Raw genomic sequence first — 17347 nt, forward strand, 5'->3', positions numbered from 1 at the left:
ACTTAGCCCTGATTAAGTCTAGATGAAATGAAGTCTTCTGAATAATTATTTTCAGAGTAAGCAGTCAGTTCAATCTAAGTTAGCAGGGCTATTGCCATTCACTGACTAGTGTAGAAAGGAGATAATATGGTTAATTTTGATGTAAAATCCATATTCCCTTTATTTAAGGAATTGATACCATTTATACCAGTATCATTATTTATATTAATTATTTCCTTTACCCTTGGCAATTTACTAGGAGTTATTCTAGCTTATGGCTTAGAGGCAAAGCAAAGATGGTATCAGCAAATAACGAAGTCTTATATATTTATTATGCGCTGTACGCCACCGATAGTGATGATATTTCTAGTATTTTATGGGTTACCCCAGCTATTGAAGTGGTGGCTTAAGATTAACATTCATGATTTCTCACAAGCAGTCTTTGTCATTATTGCCTTAACTTTGCTATATGGAGCCAATATTTCTGTTGTGTTCAAAGCAAGTTATGATGCGGTCAATAAGGGACAAAGGGAGGCTGGCTTAGCTTTGGGCCTGTCAGAAGCTAGGACTTTCTTTAGAATTATACTGCCTCAAGCCTTAAGGATTGCCCTACCAAATATTGGTAACTCGACGGTTTCTTTATTAAAAAACACTGCCCTAGCTTATACCATTGGATTAATTGATGTCATGGGGGCAGGACAATTATTTATTAATCGAAATATGGGTAATTTTTCCTTAGAAACTGATTTGGCAGTAGCCATTATCTATTGGATTATTGCTGGATTAATTATGGTTTCTATTCATCTAGTAGAAAAAGAAATTTCTAAAGGGGAGGTATAGGGCGATGAATTGGGATTTTATTATTGATACATTTTTTGCTTCCTTAAAAGGAATTCCTGTGACCCTTAGTATTATGCTGGTAGCGGTATTATTTTCTATCGCCCCTGCTTTATTGTTTGCCTTAGCTTTACAGAGGGAGCTGCCAGTCATTAGTAAGTTTATTCAAGTTTACTTAGCGATCATACGTGCTACTCCCTTAATTGTTCTTATTCTGTTCTTTTACAGTTTACTGCCTAGTCTTTTAAATCAATTCACCAATTTAATTCATGTTAAGGTGGACGTCTTTAATTTTAATCCGATTATCTATGCCTACATTATCTTCTCCTTAATTGCGCTAGCTTCCTTAACCGAGATTTTTCGCTCTGCTTTAATGGCTGTTGATTATGGCCAGTGGGAGGCAGCCCTAAGTGCCGGTTTAAGTCCTTGGAAAAGTTTTGAAAGAATTATTTTTCCGCAATTGCTTAAAGTTGCTCTACCTTCATTTATTAATTTGATTATTGAACTGGTTAAGGGAACTTCTTTAGTTTTTGTGATGACGGTGCAAGATATCACAGCTATTGCAAAGACGGCAGCAGCCTATTCCTATAATTTTACCAGTGCTTATATTGTTATCTTTGTTATTTATTTAATACTTTGTGGCTTAATTCAATATCTTGGACAGGTCATTAATAAGTATTATCTATCCCATGCCTAGGAGTGATTAATGATGTTGAATGTTAAAAATATCCACAAATCCTTTCTTGGTCAAAAAATATTGAAAGGAATTGATTTAACGGTTGATTCCGGAGATGTGATTGCTATTTTGGGCCCTAGTGGGTCAGGAAAGACCACCCTTTTACGGTGCTTAAACTTCTTAGAAAAGGCAGATCATGGTGAATTTGGCCTCTTAGGAAAGCATTATGACTTAAGCAAAATTACTCGAAAAGAAATTTTGAAGATTAGACAACATATTGGTTTTGTTTTTCAAAATTATAATTTGTTTAATAATAAAACGGTTTTAGAAAACCTGCTAGAACCCCTGGTTACAGCGCGAGGCTGGGCTAAGGATGAAGCAGTTGCTCGAAGTGAAGAAATCCTTGACTGGGTAGGGATGGCTAAACTCAAGGATCGCTATCCTAATCAACTCTCGGGAGGACAACAACAAAGAGTGGGGATCGCTAGAGCAATCGCACCTAGTCCTGATCTCATCCTCTTTGATGAACCGACTTCAGCTTTAGACCCGGAATTAGTCGATGGGGTTTTAAATATTATGACTGAACTTGCTAAAAAGGGAACTACCATGGTCGTTGTGACCCATGAAATGTCCTTTGCTAAGAATGTTGCTGATCATATTATATTTATGGAGCAGGGAGAAGTGATTGAAGAGGGGGATCCTTACAGTTTCTTTAACGCTCAGAAAAATCAAAGAGTACATAAATTCCTCAATGTCTTAGATCGCTTTTAAGATGATGAGGTCATCAGAGGGCCGCAATAGCTTATTCGATTAGCTATTGCGGCTTTTTAGATGAAACTATTCTGTTTATAAAACGTCTATTTTGTCATAGGTCTCTTTGATTAATGTGGTGACTATACGGCTATGTGGATGATGTTTTAAACTGGATTAGCAAACTGGCTGACCAAGGCACGACCATGGTGGTAGTTACTCATGAAATGTCCTTTGCCCGCCATGTCGCTGATCACATTGTCTTTATGGGCCAAAGAAAAATCATTGAAGAAAATGATCCGCTTACTTTCTTTCAGAAATTCCAAAGAGAAATAATCCAAGATTTTCTTGAGGCAATCGCTAGCTACTAAATGAGAAGACACTCAAAAAGCCCAAAGGTTTATCAAGTCCTTTTGGGCTTTTTGAATGTTATTATTCACTTGTTAATCTTGGTATAAGGCGTTAACTCTGGCTTGAGTATCTTCATTGTTTAAATATTCTTCATAACCGGTATCAATCCGGTCAACCAAGCCGTTAGGACTGACATGAATCACCCGGTTAGCAATGGTTGAGAGAAATTCTCTATCGTGGGATGAGAATAACAGGACGCCTTTAAAGCGGATTAAGCCATCATTCAAGCTGGAAATCGATTCCAGGTCAAGGTGGTTAGTCGGATTATCCATAACCAGGACGTTAGCCTTAGACAGCATCATTTTAGAGAGCATACAGCGGACTTTTTCGCCCCCAGATAGCACATTGACGTGTTTATTCACGTCATCACCGGAAAAGAGCATGCGACCTAAGAAGCTTCTCAAGAAGGTATTGTCTTGTTCTTCGGGCGTCTTAGCGTATTGGAAGAGCCATTGTAATATTGATTGGTCACTATTTTCAAACTCTTTTGAGGTGTCACGCGGCAGGTAACTTTGACTGGTGGTAACCCCCCACTTGAAGCTACCTGAATCCGGCTCCATTTCACCCATTAAAATTTGGAAAAGGGTAGTAACAGCGACATCATTGCGACTGACAAAGGCTACCTTATCATCATTTTTCAGGTGGAAGGTAATATTGTCTAACACTTTGACGCCATCGATTGTCTTAGAGAGACCTTCAACGGTTAAGACGTCATTACCAATTTCACGTTCTGGTTCAAAGCCAACATAGGGATACTTACGGCTAGATGGTTGAATATCATCGAGCTCGATCTTATCCAGCATTTTCTTACGAGAAGTTGCTTGCTTTGATTTGGAAGCATTGGCTGAGAAACGGGCGATAAAAGCCTTTAATTCTTTGACCTTTTCTTCCTTTTTAGCATTGGCATCGGCTTGTAATTTGGCTGCTAACTCACTGGATTGCTTCCAAAAGTCATAGTTCCCCACGTAAAGTTTAATTTTACCAAAGTCAACATCACAGATATGGGTACATACTTGGTTTAAGAAATAGCGGTCATGGGAAACCACGATAACTGCATTAGGAAAGTTAATAATATATTCAGCTAGCCATTCGATAGAATCCGCATCTAAACCATTGGTTGGTTCGTCGAGTAAGAGAATATCAGGATTTCCAAAGAGGGCTTGAGCTAAGAGTACCTTAACTTTATCGCGTTCTTCGAGTTCACTCATCAGTTGATAGTGTTTGTCTTCTGCAATTCCTAAACCTTGGAGTAATTGAGAAGCTTCGGATTCAGCCTCCCAACCGTTCATTTCCGCAAATTGGGCTTCAAGTTCACCGGCGCGAATACCATCTTCTTCACTGAAGTCACTTTTTGCATAAATGGCATCTTTCTCTTCTCTTATTTGGTAGAGTTCTTTATTTCCCATGATGACTGTATCAATTGGGCTATATTCTTCAAAGGCAAAGTGGTCTTGGTTCAAGACCGAAATGCGCTCATTGGCTTCTTTACTGACTTCACCAGTAGAAGGGGCAATTTCTCCCGATAGGATTTTAAGGAAGGTTGACTTACCGGCCCCATTGGCACCGATGATACCGTAGCAATTTCCGGGATTAAATTTTAGATTGACATTGTCATAAAGTTTGCGGTCAGAAAAATGTAGGCTAACATTTGAAACTTGTAACATGATGATTCCTCACTTTTTTTGATGATCGAGTAGTTTCAGTCACTCATACTGACTAATCATAACGAATTAAAACTTTGATTGCAAACAGTAAATGAGAAGAAAAAGCTCTAATTTGTCCTGATAAGGGCAGTGTGATATGATAAAAAATGTAAGCGATTTATATAAATACATGGAATGAAGGAAGTGACCCAGTGAAATCAGTTGTTATCTTTGATATGGACGGAACCTTAATTGATACAGAATCTGTCTATCTTAAGGCCTATCAAGAGGTTTTTCAAGCGCGAGGAATAGAATTTACCGATCAGGAATACATTGACCAGCATGCTGGTCGAACAGCAGCAGCCTGCTTACAGGCCCTAGTGGAAAAAACGGGCAGCCAAGATTTAGCCAAAACGCTTTTCAATGAAGCTGAGCAAAGATTTGTTGAAATTGAGGCTGAATCCGGTATCGACAATAAAGCCGGTTTACTAGAGACTCTCGAGGCTCTTAAAGACATGGAAGTTACCATCCATGTGGCTTCTTCCAGTAACCGCTCAGAAGTGATTTCTAGGTTAAAAGGAGCTGGAATTAGTTCATATATCGATGGGTTTACTTCTGGGGATGAAGTCACACATTCTAAGCCTCATCCTGAAATCTTTTTAAAGGCCTTAGAGAAGACGGGGCAAAGTAAGGATAGTGCTTTAATTATTGAAGACTCCGTAGCGGGGGTTGAAGCTGGTTTTCGTTCGGGAATCGATACCATCATGGTGCCTGACTTAGTCGCAGCTAGTGAGAAAAATAAGGCGCAGGCGCTTGCCATTGTTGACCGCCTAGACGATATCCTTAACTATGTCAAATAAGCTGACTAAAGCACTTTGCTAGCAGGATGAGATATCAGTAAATTGAATAATTTTAGTCTATTTTATGCAAAAGCGACAGGGTTCTAATTCCTGTCGCTTTTGTGTTTATTGAATTTTACTATCACTGGCTGATTGATTCATTGTATTATTTTGGAGGTAGTGAATAATTTTATCAGTTCCTCGGTCAATTTGTTGGTAGGTGGTTTGAAAGTCTTTGGTTAACATCGGATCATCAACGTCAGCTTGGTCTTCAAGAAAATGAGAGAAGGGGACGATTTTAGCAAAATAACTTTCTCCCAGACGCTCTCTAGTGGCATCATAGATAGTAGTATCCATACAGATAATCAAGTCGAAACGCTTAGCATCCATGGGCTTGAGAAGGCGACTCTTTAGTCCATGATAGGGTATGTGATGTTCCTTGAGCAGCTGTATTACACGAGAATCCGCCTTATCACCATTGCGCCAATTTTCAATGGAAGCGGAATCAACTTTTATGGACTGCGAGAAGTGGGCTTGCTTAATTTTTTCACGTAGCAGGGCTTCTGCTAATGGAGAACGACAAATATTAGCCAAACACACAAAAAGTATGCTTTTGCCTTTTGGGGCAATTAATTTTTGCCAGTTAGACTTTAGCCGCTCTTTAAGCTTCTGCCAGTTAGGGGACTTAGTCGCCATAGGGTGCTTTTTCCCATTGTGTATTAGTCTGACTCAAATCCAGGGCTTTATAGATGGCATCAGCGACCCCGCCTTCGTTATGAGGACCGGTGACATAGTCAGCAATTTCTTTAACGGCGGGATCAGCATTAGCCATGGCGAAGCTATAGCCAGCCATTTCCAGCATTTTTAGATCATTCAAATTATCCCCAATAGCCATGATATTTTTAGGATTATAGCCATGGGCTTGGCAGTACTTGGCGACAGCCCCACCTTTATTGGCTGTCTTAGCTGAAATTTCCAAGTTTGACTTAAAAGAAGAGGTAATATAAATGTTATCATAGCGCTGACTTAATTCCTGCTGAATCGGGTGGAGGACTTGCGGTCCCTTTTCATGAATAAAGACTAATTTGAGGATGTGCTGGCCTTCTTTTTCAATGAGGTCAGTTAAATCATCAATATATTCAATTGAGTTAACCTCATTCGATTGGCTGGCCCGACTAAGGGTTTCTTCAAAGCTCAATTCAGGAGACATTCTTTGAATCATATCTGCAATATAATGAAGGCGTTGGTGCTTTGAATTGGAGTAGACGTTCTTTGAAGTCATGGCTTCCATGTAATAGCCATGTTCACGTCCATAGAGAATAATCTCTTTAGCGACTTGGTCATCTAAGTCAATTTCATACTCTACCTCACCTTCTCGGTCAAAAAGAATAGCACCATTTAAACCGATAATCGGGCAACGAATACCAGCTTCGTCTAATAGTACCTTGGCTTCGTGGAAGTTTCTTCCGGTAGCAACGATAAATGGGATACCTAATTGGTAGGTATGCATGATGGCCTCACGATTGCGTGGATGGATGTGCATGGTCCCGTCCAACAATGTTCCGTCCATATCAGAAACAATTAATTCCAGCATAAAAATCTCCTTTTTTATAAAATCCGTTATAACTATGGCTATTGTAACATTTTAAAAAATGGTAGACTAGGTATAAGTTAAGCGATGAAGGAAAGGGGAAATCAAGCGTGCATACAATCATTAATAACCAATGGCAAGAGGCCTTAGATCCAGTTTTTGAAAGTCCTGCTTACCAAAGATTAAGAGAGTTTCTAAAAGATGAATATCGTAATCAGGTGATCTATCCAGATATGTGGCACATCTATGAGGCCTTTAAGTTAACCTCTTTTGACCAGGTAAAAGTCGTTATTTTGGGACAAGACCCTTATCATGAACCCCATCAAGCCCATGGACTAAGCTTTTCGGTACAGAAAGGGGTAGCGATTCCGCCTTCCTTAAACAATATCTACCAAGAGCTAAGCACTGATGTTGGTTTTCAACCTGTTCATCATGGAAATTTAACTGAGTGGGCCGAGCAAGGGGTCCTATTATTAAACTCTGTTTTAACAGTACGTCAAGGGAAGGCCCATTCACATCGCGGACGGGGCTGGGAAGAAGTCACCGACTTTGCTATCCAACAATTAAATAAGCGTAATCAACGGGTTGTCTTTATTTTATGGGGGAATGCGGCTAAGTCGAAGAGACGATTTATCGATGAAAATAAGCATGCCGTTCTAACTTCTGTTCATCCTAGTCCCTTATCGGCATATCGGGGCTTCTTTGGTTCTCGACCCTTTTCGAAGGCTAACCAGCTCTTAATTGAGAGTGGGCAAAGTCCAATTAATTGGCAACTCAGTGAATAAAAAATTACCCAATATCTTTGTGACACTCGCATTGGCCAGGGATGCAATGGCAAGTGACAGTTGGGACAAGTTCTTTATCCTTTAGGGCTTGGAAAATATTGTCTTGCATGCCTTGGTCCAGGTCACTTTGTTGGATCATGTCAATGATTAATTGGTCGGCGTGGGTGCGACAATGTTGCTTGAGTAAATTATTAATATCAGCCACTTGGCTACTTGCTTCAGAAATTAGAGGATGGTAGAGGTACTGTCCTCCTTTTTTTTCAGTCGCTAGATAGCCTTTATTGACTAAACGATGTAAGAGGGTTTTGATGGTTGTGGGTTTCCAACCCGTCTTTTCACTGAGGCTATCGATTACAAAACGACTGGTGGTTGCTCCTTGAGCCCAAATCACCCGGAGAACTTGGTGCTCACTGTCGGTTATGGAGTTTTTCTTAGTCATATGTTTCACTTCCTTAGAAAAAATTACTTGAATTTGCTTGTTTGGGCAGGCAATGTTGACTTATCCAAGTCAGAATATCACGGTAAACGACTTCTTCATTGGCATAAAGAAAAAGTTCGTGACCACGTTTTTCATAAATTTGAAAAATGACATCTTGAAAATGAACTTGCTCCAATTCCTGGTAGGCGCCAGAAAGTTTTTTGCTTGGACCTAGCAAAAAATCATTGGCCCCATTCATAAAATACAGGGGGAGATGGGGGTCAATCGTCTTAGCCCAACCTTTTTTGGTAGCGGAGTCGACTAACCTAATTAAATGCCAAAAGCCATCATTAGTAAAAGGAAAACCATCCAGGGGATAGTCTACTTTTTCTGGTTGAGGGTACCAGTATTTCAAGATCCGTAAATCGCGCTCACTAGGCCGACGTTTAAATTGGGTAAAAAGACCACCAAATAAAAATCGGTGCAAAAAGAAATTGGTCGCTTGCGGACGACTAAACTTGGTCAATAGGGGGCTCAATAATTTTCCCAATTCAATCACACAAGAATGATCGGCGCTACCGGAGAGAATGGCTCCGGAGACCTTGTGACTGTATTTTTGTAGGAAAAGCCGACTGATAAAAGACCCCATGGAATGCCCAATCAGGAAATAAGGAACATTGGGATTCACTGCTTTGACGTCGCAAATCACCCGGTAGAGATCTTCTACCAGAATTAACTTCATATTATAGGGTCCAAAATAGCCCAGGGAGTCATGGGCTTTGGCATAGGGGCCATGCCCGACTTGATCATGGGCAATGAATGTGATCCCTTGAGACTGAAACCATTCTCCCATGGGCTGATAGCGGAGGGCACTTTCAGACATACCGTGTACATAGTGAATGATGGCCTCGGGATGGTCTGCTGTCCAGCTGTAGTAATCTAAGGGGTGTTTATCGGGATGGGAAGATTTTAAATTGTGATGTTCTTGATACATGGTCGAATCCTTTCTCTTGTGGCTACTATTATATAGGAAATTTTTTAGAAGGTAAAAGTTAGGCTAGTCAGACAATTGCCTTGCCTATTATTGGCGTTCGTGGTAAATTTAACTATTAATAAGCCAACTTGTAGTAATCCTCATTTTAAAAGGAGTTTGATAATTATGAATTTTGTCTATATTTCCCCATATTTTCCTCAAAATTTCCAAGAATTCGCTGTTAAACTTCATCAAAATGGTGCAACAGTATTGGGCATTGGGAGTGAAGCCTATGATATCCTACCAGCCTCCCTTAAAGAAGCCCTGACGGAATATTACCGAGTGGATAATTTAGAAGATACTCTAGCTGTGAAGAAGGCAGTGGCCTTTTTCTTCCATAAATATGGTCCCATCGACCGGATAGAATCCCAAGAAGAATATTGGTTAGAACTAGATGCTCAATTACGTGAGCAATTCAACATTGTTGGGATGAAACCAAAGGAAATGAAAAAAATAAAACACAAATCAGAAATGAAAAAATACTTTAAGAAGGCTAAGTGCCCAGTAGCTAAGGGACGTTTAGTTAGAACTAAAGTTAGCCTGAAGCGGGCAGCTAAGGCCTTAGGTTATCCAGTTGTTTTAAAACCAGATGTTGGAGTAGGTGCTGGTAATACTTACCGAATTGATAACGATAATGACTTGGAAAAATTTGAAGCCCAATGGGACCACACGACGCCTTACTTTATGGAAGAGTTTATTGAAGGTGGGCAGTTATGTACTTTTGATGGATTATTGGACCAAGAAGGAAATATTGTTTGGTATGGAAGTCTAACATATGAAGAACCGACCTTGGATTGGGTCAATGGTGACCGTGATGGAGTCTACTGGATTGAAAAAGAAGTCGATCCAAAACTCAAAGAAATTGGCGAAAATGTCGTTAAAGCCTTTGGAATTAAGGAGCGTTTCTTCCATATCGAATTCTTCCGGATGCCGGATAATTCTTATCTGGGAATTGAATATAATAACCGTGCTGTTGGTGGCTTCGGTCATGATGCCTATGACTACGCCCATAGTATTGACTTATATGATATGTATGCCAAAGTTGTTTTAGGTAAAGAAATTCCTGCTAACCCCAATAATTCACGCTATTGTGTGGTGACATTTAGACAGGCAGATAAAAATTACCAACATTCAGTTGCTGACATTAAGGAACGCTATGCTAATGATTTTAAAGCCGTTAAAGACCTACCTAAGGTCTACCATGATTTGTTAGGTAGTCAGTTATTTGCTATCCTATGTGACAATGACAACGAGCGTCAAGCAATTACGGATTACATCCGTGCCTAGCGTCAGCTTATTCTTCCTAACTAGAAAAGAGAATATAAGAGCAGAGCTAAAAAGAGCTGGTTTCAAATGTAATGACTCCAAAAGTTAGATGCTTAGTCCGACTTATTGGAGCCACCATAAAACACCAGCTCTTTTTTTGATGAATTTTCTTTACTATTAAAAGTCAGAAAAAGCCCCCAAAGTCACTTTGGGGGCTTTTATCGTTATTAGAGTTTCTAGGCTTTAACTGGCATTAGGCAGTCCACTATCGCCTCCCGACCTGTAAATGGTCCGTCGACTATAACCTTCTCCTTGGCTATTTCCTGGACTCACACTAGGTTCTCTTTGAGAGCTTGGTGTTTCTCTAGGTGGGTTTTGTAAACCAGATTCATTGCCTCGATCTGTGTTAGGTGCATCCTCTTTTGGATAGGGTGAGGTCGAATCTTCAATCTCAGATAATTCACTATCTGAGTGACTTTCCTCCACTCTAGAATGACTACTTTCTTCGATTTGACTTTCACTTTCTCTTGAAATGTAAGTTTCGACTTCTTCGCTACTTTCAGAGTAAGAATTGGAGTCAATATCGATAGTGGTTTGTCTGCCATAATTTTGCTTAAGTTCTTGATATAATTCATTATTGACTAAGTCTCGTACACTATGACCAGCGCCTGGATTAGCTAAGCGGAGTGGTTTTGAGCCAAATATTAAATCAACTGTATGGACGGAGTCAGGTTGGGTCCAATCGCTACTTGGATTTCTACTTTCTAAGTGATCCATTACTTGCCGGTATAGGCGATCCGCAATTTGCTGTTGAGCTCTCGTTAAGTAACCATTTTCCTGGTAAGGCTCATCATGCCCAGTCCATACTGTTACTGTATGGTTTTTGGTGTAACCGCTGGCCCAGTGATCGGGGACAGCTCCGGCTGGAATATTCAATTGGCGAACTTGGTCATCCGTGTAATTGGTCGTCCCAGTTTTACCAGCCTCATGGATATTAGGATTATGAATCCAGGAAGATAAACCTGATTTAAAGGTATCTTTTAGGACAGAGGTTAGCATGTAGGCCGTGGAATCTTTCATCGCTTCATGCGATTCACCTTGAACATCAACTTCTTCTCCGTCTGTAGTAATGAAGTAATCAACGGCTTTAGCTTCATTATATTGACCATTATTCCCCATTGCAGCATAGGCAACGCTTAATTGTAAGGGAGTCATTTCTCCACCGATAGCATTGGATTCAACCAGACCTTTGCCATCATTCAAAGTAATTCCTAACTTCTTTAGAAATTCGTCGGCACGTTCTGGACCAACATCTTGGAAGACTTTGATAGCAGGGATATTTCTTGAGTTCTTTAAGGCCGTTCTTAAGGTCATGGTTCCTTGATATTGACGGTCCCAGTTATAAACTTTGGTGCCACTTGAGTATTGATAAGGTTCATCTTTTTCAGTTTGACCTGGTGAATAATTTAAATATTCAAAGGCAGGTCCATAGGCAGATAAGGGTTTTATGGATGAACCGACACTACGATTTAACTGGGTAGCCCGATTTAGTCCCAATTGGTTTTCTAAATGGCGACCCCCGAATAGGGCAATGATATGACTATTGCTGGTGTCTAGAACGGATACCGCTGTTTGGATATTATCATTATCGAAAAGTAAACCATTGCTATCTTCAGCAGTTTGATGTAGGAAAGTTTGTGCTTGCATATCCAGATGAGTATAGACTTTTAAACCATCGGAGTAAAGGTCGTAGCCTGCCGCTTTAACGTCGGCAGCGACTTGCTGAATATAGGAGTCCAGCATCAATTTCTGTTGATTATTGGTATCAATCTGTTCATTAAGCGGGAGTAACCCGTGATCGATGGGCTGGTTAATCGCTTCTTGGTACTCTTCTTGAGTGATGGTGTTATTATCTAACATGGTGTAGAGCACGGTATCACGACGCTCTTTGGCTTTATCAGGATTATGGTAAGGATCGTATTCATTTGGTGCTTGCGGCATCCCGGCTAAAAGCGCAGTTTGATCTAGGCTCAGCTCGGTTAAAGGCTTGCCATAATAGATATTTGCGGCGGTACCAATACCGTAGACACCATTAGCCATATAAACCTTATTAATGTAGTATTCAAAAATTTCCTGTTTAGAAAATTGTGATTCTAACTGTAAGGCCAACCATAACTCTTGGACCTTTCTCTTATAGGTTCGATCCGATTCATTTGTAGAGAAAACAGATAGTTTCACTAATTGTTGGGTAAGGGTAGAACCGCCTTGGGCAATCCCACCTGCTCTTAGGTTGGCAAATAAGGAGCCCATAATACGGATAGGGTCGACACCGCGGTGTTTGAGAAAGCGACGATCTTCTATTGAAGTCACTGCGTCAAAGGTTTCTTGAGAGATTTCATCGCCTTCGACAATAATCCGCTCATTTTGACTGGTTTCAAAGACTTCGTTTCCTTGGTTATCATATACGACAGAGGCTACTGAACCTTGTAAATCGCCTTCGCTAATTTCTGGTGCTTGGGCAATCCAGATCAGGGCAATAATAGCTAAAATAATAAAGACACTGCCCACAGCGCCAAGGCCAATCAGTAATATTTTCTGCCACAAGGGCTTATTGTTAAAATTATTATTTTTTCTTTGTCGTGTCTTTTCCTCTTTATTTAAGCTAGAGGTACGCCTTCTATTATGGGGATAATGAGTAGACAAAAGAGTCACTTCCTTTTTAATTGTTATTTTGTAAATACTTATCCAGAGCAGCTAAATAATCGAGGGGAGGTTGGTATCCGATTTTAATCAAATAACCATGGTTTTTGATGCGTTTGAGACTAATTGAAGCTTTTTGCCCCTCTTGAAAAGCTTGCCAGTCCTCTAATAAAGCACTAAGCGGGTATAGATAGCTTTGCGACAAGGTGGTGAAATGTAAGATAACAAAACTTATACCTCCTTGCTGACTACATTTTTCCATGTGTTTAATCTGATGGTCATGGAAGTTATTGAGGGGAAAACGGGTTTTTGTTTTTGTTTGCTTGGCTTCAAAATCAATATACCTGCCTTGGTAGACTCCATTATAATCAGTGGTTGAGGCTTGTCGGTAGTAGGCCTCCGTGATTTTAGCATGTTGACGATTGGGATAATCGACATGGACCACTTGTATAGGCGTTGGTTTTTTATGGATAACTGCCAAGTCATGAGATAGATACCAGGCATTGGAATCATTTAACATGTCCTCCAGCAACATGCCTCTTTTAGCATAAATTGTCTTTGGCTGACGTCTTGAATGCTTATTCAGCGAGGGAGCTTTATGGTACTTCTTCCCATTGGGATAATACATGACCTACCTCCTCTCAAACCATTAATTTATTATAGCAAAAATTGGCATTATTAAGAGAAATACATCCTCTATTTAATATAATTATAATATAGGCAATCTTTTTATCAATGCACAGTATGGATATGCATCTAAAGATATTAAAGACTAGCCTGTAAAATTGCAATGAATAAGAATTATTTTGCGATAAATTGGACAAAGCCCTGGAATTAGTGTAATATATCTGAACGTGTAGATTAATCTTAAGGATTAATTCTTGATTTAGAAATTTATTTATAGTTAGGGGAATGACCGCATGTCAGTAAAATTTGAAGAAACAGCGACAAATGAAGGTGTTTTACACTTTACCGTTTCTAAAGAAGATGCTCAAAAAGCTTTAAAACAAGCATACAACCGGGTTAAAGGAAAAGTTAATATTCCTGGTTTCCGTAAAGGTAAAGTAAGTTACCCAGTTTTTGTTAAAATGATTGGTGAAGAAGCCTTATATGAAGATGCTTTAAACTATGCCTTACCACAAGCTTACGCTAATGCCGTAAAAGAAGCTGATTTGGATGTTGTAGGCCAACCTAAATTTGATGTAGAAAAAATGCACAGGGGTGGTTCTTGGAAATTAAAAGCTGAAGTAGCCACCAAGCCTTCAGTTTCTTTAGGCGATTACAAGGACTTAACTGTTGACAAACAAGACCGTGAAGTAACTGATGAAGATGTGGATAACCGCTTAAAACAAGCCCAAGAAAACTTAGCAGAACTTTCCATTAAGGAAGGAGAAGCTCAAGAAGGCGACACCGTTGTGATTGACTATGAAGGTTCTGTCGATGGGGAAAACTTTGCCGGGGGTAGCGCAGAAAATCACTCCCTAGAATTAGGTTCAAATTCTTTTATTCCTGGCTTTGAAGACCAATTAGTGGGTTCAAAATCTGGAGATGAAGTAGAAGTAAAAGTCACTTTCCCAGAAGAATACCACGCTGAAGATCTAGCTGGTCAAGACGCTATTTTTAAAGTGAAAGTTCATGAAGTAAAAGAAAAATCAGTCCCAGAACTTGATGATGAATTTGCTAAGGATGTTGATGACGATGTTGAAAGCTTAGACGAATTGAAGGCTAAGTATCGTGAACAACTTCAAGAAGCTAAAGACCAACAAGCTGATGAACAAGTGGAAGACCAAGCAATCCGTCAAGCTGTTGACAACGTTGATTTTTCTTCTGTTCCTCAAGCAATGATCGATGAAGAAGTTAACCGTCAACTAGACCACTACTTGAATGAAATGCAACGTCAAGGGATTAGCCCTGAAATGTTCTATCAATTAACTGGTACTTCTGAAGAAGACTTACGTCAACAATTTGCTGAAGACGCCGATACTCGGGTAAAAACCAATTTATTATTAGAACAAATCATTGCTGAAGAAAACATTGAAGTGAGTGAAGAGGATATTGCTAAGGAAATTGAAAACCTAGCAGAAACCTATAATATGGAAGTTGAAGCCGTTAAGAACGTGGTTACTGAAGATATGCTCAAACATGACATTGAATTAAAACAAGCCATGAACTTAATTACCTCAACAGCTAAAGAAAAATAATCTGAACAGCTATTTTCAAAAATAGGTCAGAAATCGAGTGGGAGGTCGCATTAATTGACTTCACACTCGTTTTTTGTCACAATACATTAGATAGAGAAGGAGGAATGCGTAGAATGTTTAATGACGATAACGATAGCAATATCCATTGTTCCTTTTGTGGAAAGTCACAAGACCAAGTGACCAAGTTAATTGCAGGACCGGATGTTTATATCTGTGATGAATGTGTGAAACTCTGTCAAGAAATTATTGAAGATGACTTAAACGTTCAATCAGATAACCAAGAGTTTATCGTGAACCCTCCTAAGCCAACTGAAATCCGTCAAATTTTGGATGATTACGTGATTGGACAGACAGATGCCAAAAAGGCTTTATCTGTGGCCGTTTATAATCACTATAAACGTATTAACAGCAACCAAATTAAGAATCAAGACGAAGATAATGTAGAATTACAAAAAAGTAATATCTTATTAGTTGGTCCAACTGGTTCAGGGAAAACTTATTTAGCTCAAACTCTAGCCCGCATATTGAAAGTACCCTTTGCTATTGCGGATGCCACGAGTTTAACTGAAGCAGGTTATGTTGGAGAGGACGTTGAGAATATTCTCTTAAAACTGCTACAAGCAGCTGATTTAGATGTGGATAAAGCTCAACAAGGTATTATTTATATTGATGAAATTGATAAAATAGCAACCAAGGCGGAAAATGTTTCTATTACCCGCGATGTCAGTGGTGAAGGGGTTCAACAGGCCCTCCTGAAAATTCTAGAAGGAACGGTTGCTAATGTTCCTCCTCAAGGTGGACGTAAACATCCCCATCAAGAGTTCATCCAAATCGATACTACTAATATCCTATTTATTGTAGGTGGGGCTTTCGATGGAATTGAAAATATCATTAAGGAACGTACTGGCCATAAAGTAATTGGCTTTCAAGCAACTAAGACGACAAAAGCTGAAAAGCATGACCTCATGACGCAGGTGATTCCTGAAGACTTACAAAAATATGGCTTAATTCCGGAATTTATCGGGCGTTTACCCATTATTGCTAGTTTAGATGAATTGAATGAGGAAGACTTGGAACGTATCCTGACAGAACCTAAGAATGCTTTGATTAAGCAATATAAGCAGTTATTAGCCATGGATAATGTTCAGTTAGAGTTTACTGATGACTCCTTACGGGCCATTGCTCAAAAAGCTATTGACCGTAAAACTGGAGCGCGGGGATTAAGGTCCATTATTGAAGAATCGATGTTAGAAGTGATGTATGATATTCCTAGTCGTGAAGATGTTTCTAAGGTTATCATTACTGAAGAAGTCGTTAAAGATCATGCAAGTCCCGAACTCTATGACCAAGACGGTCAGTTAATTGCCTAATGAATTAATTGAAGAGGGGCTGTGACAAGAGTCACAGCCTCTTTCTCAATGCAGTCCCTTATTTAAGCAAGTCATAAGTCGCCTAAACCTGTAGTAAGCTTAGGTAAATTTACTTTTTACGAAAGAATCTCAAGCTCACCTAAGTCTGTTTTATAACGTAAGGAGCACCTCATGATACAAGCACAAAATATTGAATTTATGCTAAGCGCCGCCAGTCCTAAACAATATCCAGATCCAGACCGCCCAGAAATTGCTTTAGCTGGTCGGTCCAATGTGGGGAAGAGCAGTTTCATTAATACCATGACCAACCATAAAAAGATTGCTCGTATTTCCAGTAAGCCTGGGAAGACCCAGCAGTTAAATTATTATAATCTTGATAATAGTCTTTACTTAGTTGACGTTCCTGGCTATGGATACGCCAAAGTAAGTAAAACGGAACGAAGTCGCTGGCAAAAACAACTGGCAGATTATTTTATCCAACGGGAAAATTTAGAAGCTGTCTTTCTTTTGGTAGATTTTAGACACCGACCGAGTAAAGATGATATCAATATGAAAGATTTTCTTGACCAGTGTCAGGTACCGTATTTTATTATTGCGACTAAGGCGGATAAGGTGAAGAAAAATCAATGGCAAAACCACCTGCAAGCTATAAAAGAAGATTTAGACTTGGTGACTGAAGATCAAATTTTACCTTATTCTTCTGCCAACCGTGAGGGGCGTGATGAGGCATGGGAAGTCATCAATGCCTTATTGGCTGGAGACTATGACGAATAGCTATTGTTTGAAAAGAAATATCTGACAATATTTTCGCTCTTATCTTGCATTCAAAAATTATCTTCACTATAATT

General features: G+C 39.6%; 17 protein-coding genes. 10 read left to right on the forward strand and 7 right to left on the reverse strand.

Annotated features, from left to right (window positions below; genetic code table 11):
• Positions 1–126 precede the first annotated feature (126 nt).
• The 4 genes from DBT50_RS04110 to DBT50_RS04125 all read left to right on the forward strand — a co-directional run bounded on the left by DBT50_RS04110 (position 127) and on the right by DBT50_RS04125 (position 2613).
• Positions 127–819 (forward strand): amino acid ABC transporter permease, encoded by a 693-nt coding sequence (locus DBT50_RS04110; protein WP_070558058.1) that lies wholly within the window; start codon positions 127–129, stop codon positions 817–819.
• Between the two features lie 4 nt (positions 820–823).
• Complete coding sequence (locus DBT50_RS04115; RefSeq protein ID WP_070558056.1) at positions 824–1513, forward strand: amino acid ABC transporter permease; 690 nt, start codon at positions 824–826, stop codon at positions 1511–1513.
• A 12-nt stretch (positions 1514–1525) separates the two neighbouring features.
• Positions 1526–2263, forward strand: coding sequence for an amino acid ABC transporter ATP-binding protein (locus DBT50_RS04120; protein WP_111853354.1), 738 nt, complete (start codon positions 1526–1528; stop codon positions 2261–2263).
• Positions 2264–2397: 134 nt separating this feature from the next.
• Entirely contained in the window at positions 2398–2613 is a 216-nt protein-coding gene (locus DBT50_RS04125) for an ATP-binding cassette domain-containing protein (protein ID WP_111853355.1), read from the forward strand.
• A 72-nt stretch (positions 2614–2685) separates the two neighbouring features.
• Here the strand turns inward: DBT50_RS04125 and DBT50_RS04130 are convergent, their stop codons facing one another.
• Positions 2686–4317 (reverse strand): ABC-F family ATP-binding cassette domain-containing protein, encoded by a 1632-nt coding sequence (locus DBT50_RS04130; protein ID WP_111853356.1) that lies wholly within the window; start codon positions 4315–4317, stop codon positions 2686–2688.
• Between the two features lie 191 nt (positions 4318–4508).
• Here DBT50_RS04130 and DBT50_RS04135 point away from each other — a divergent pair, with 191 nt between their 5' ends.
• Positions 4509–5156, forward strand: a complete 648-nt coding sequence (locus DBT50_RS04135) for an HAD family hydrolase (RefSeq protein ID WP_111853357.1) — start codon at positions 4509–4511, stop codon at positions 5154–5156.
• Positions 5157–5261: 105 nt separating this feature from the next.
• On the opposite strand, the gene DBT50_RS04140 is transcribed toward DBT50_RS04135, so the two are convergent.
• Positions 5262–5831 (reverse strand): low molecular weight protein-tyrosine-phosphatase, encoded by a 570-nt coding sequence (locus DBT50_RS04140; protein WP_111853358.1) that lies wholly within the window; start codon positions 5829–5831, stop codon positions 5262–5264.
• On the reverse strand, positions 5821–6729 hold the full coding sequence (locus tag DBT50_RS04145; RefSeq protein ID WP_111853359.1) for a Cof-type HAD-IIB family hydrolase: 909 nt from the start codon (positions 6727–6729) through the stop codon (positions 5821–5823). The genes DBT50_RS04140 and DBT50_RS04145 overlap by 11 nt, the downstream gene beginning before the upstream one ends.
• A 107-nt stretch (positions 6730–6836) precedes the next feature.
• Between DBT50_RS04145 and DBT50_RS04150 the strand changes: the two genes are divergently transcribed.
• On the forward strand, positions 6837–7511 hold the full coding sequence (locus DBT50_RS04150) for a uracil-DNA glycosylase (protein ID WP_111853360.1): 675 nt from the start codon (positions 6837–6839) through the stop codon (positions 7509–7511).
• Positions 7512–7515: 4 nt separating this feature from the next.
• Here the strand turns inward: DBT50_RS04150 and DBT50_RS04155 are convergent, their stop codons facing one another.
• Positions 7516–7950 carry a BlaI/MecI/CopY family transcriptional regulator gene (locus DBT50_RS04155; RefSeq protein ID WP_111853361.1) on the reverse strand — a complete coding sequence of 145 codons (435 nt, stop codon included), beginning with the start codon at positions 7948–7950 and terminating at the stop codon, positions 7516–7518.
• A 13-nt stretch (positions 7951–7963) separates the two neighbouring features.
• Positions 7964–8923, reverse strand: a complete 960-nt coding sequence (locus tag DBT50_RS04160) for an alpha/beta hydrolase (protein ID WP_111853362.1) — start codon at positions 8921–8923, stop codon at positions 7964–7966.
• 165 nt (positions 8924–9088) lie between these two features.
• Between DBT50_RS04160 and DBT50_RS04165 the strand changes: the two genes are divergently transcribed.
• On the forward strand, positions 9089–10249 hold the full coding sequence (locus DBT50_RS04165) for an ATP-grasp domain-containing protein (RefSeq protein WP_111853363.1): 1161 nt from the start codon (positions 9089–9091) through the stop codon (positions 10247–10249).
• 222 nt (positions 10250–10471) lie between these two features.
• Here the strand turns inward: DBT50_RS04165 and DBT50_RS04170 are convergent, their stop codons facing one another.
• Both DBT50_RS04170 and recU read right to left on the reverse strand, forming a co-directional pair.
• A complete protein-coding gene (locus tag DBT50_RS04170) occupies positions 10472–12940 on the reverse strand; it encodes a transglycosylase domain-containing protein (protein ID WP_111853364.1) in 2469 nt (822 codons plus the stop codon).
• 7 nt (positions 12941–12947) lie between these two features.
• Positions 12948–13556, reverse strand: a complete 609-nt coding sequence (gene recU / locus DBT50_RS04175) for a Holliday junction resolvase RecU (RefSeq protein WP_070558038.1) — start codon at positions 13554–13556, stop codon at positions 12948–12950.
• A 292-nt stretch (positions 13557–13848) separates the two neighbouring features.
• Here recU and tig point away from each other — a divergent pair, with 292 nt between their 5' ends.
• The 3 genes from tig (at position 13849) to yihA (ending at position 17273) form a co-directional block, all read left to right on the forward strand.
• A complete protein-coding gene (gene tig, locus DBT50_RS04180) occupies positions 13849–15129 on the forward strand; it encodes a trigger factor (protein ID WP_111853365.1) in 1281 nt (426 codons plus the stop codon).
• Between the two features lie 113 nt (positions 15130–15242).
• Positions 15243–16499: an ATP-dependent Clp protease ATP-binding subunit ClpX gene (clpX, locus tag DBT50_RS04185; RefSeq protein WP_111853366.1), complete on the forward strand. Its 1257-nt coding sequence runs from the start codon at positions 15243–15245 to the stop codon at positions 16497–16499.
• A 171-nt stretch (positions 16500–16670) separates the two neighbouring features.
• Positions 16671–17273 carry a ribosome biogenesis GTP-binding protein YihA/YsxC gene (gene yihA, locus DBT50_RS04190; RefSeq protein WP_111853367.1) on the forward strand — a complete coding sequence of 201 codons (603 nt, stop codon included), beginning with the start codon at positions 16671–16673 and terminating at the stop codon, positions 17271–17273.
• Positions 17274–17347: the final 74 nt, after the last annotated feature.

The sequence above is a fragment of the Aerococcus tenax genome, from assembly GCF_003286645.3.
GTDB lineage: Bacteria > Bacillota > Bacilli > Lactobacillales > Aerococcaceae > Aerococcus > Aerococcus tenax.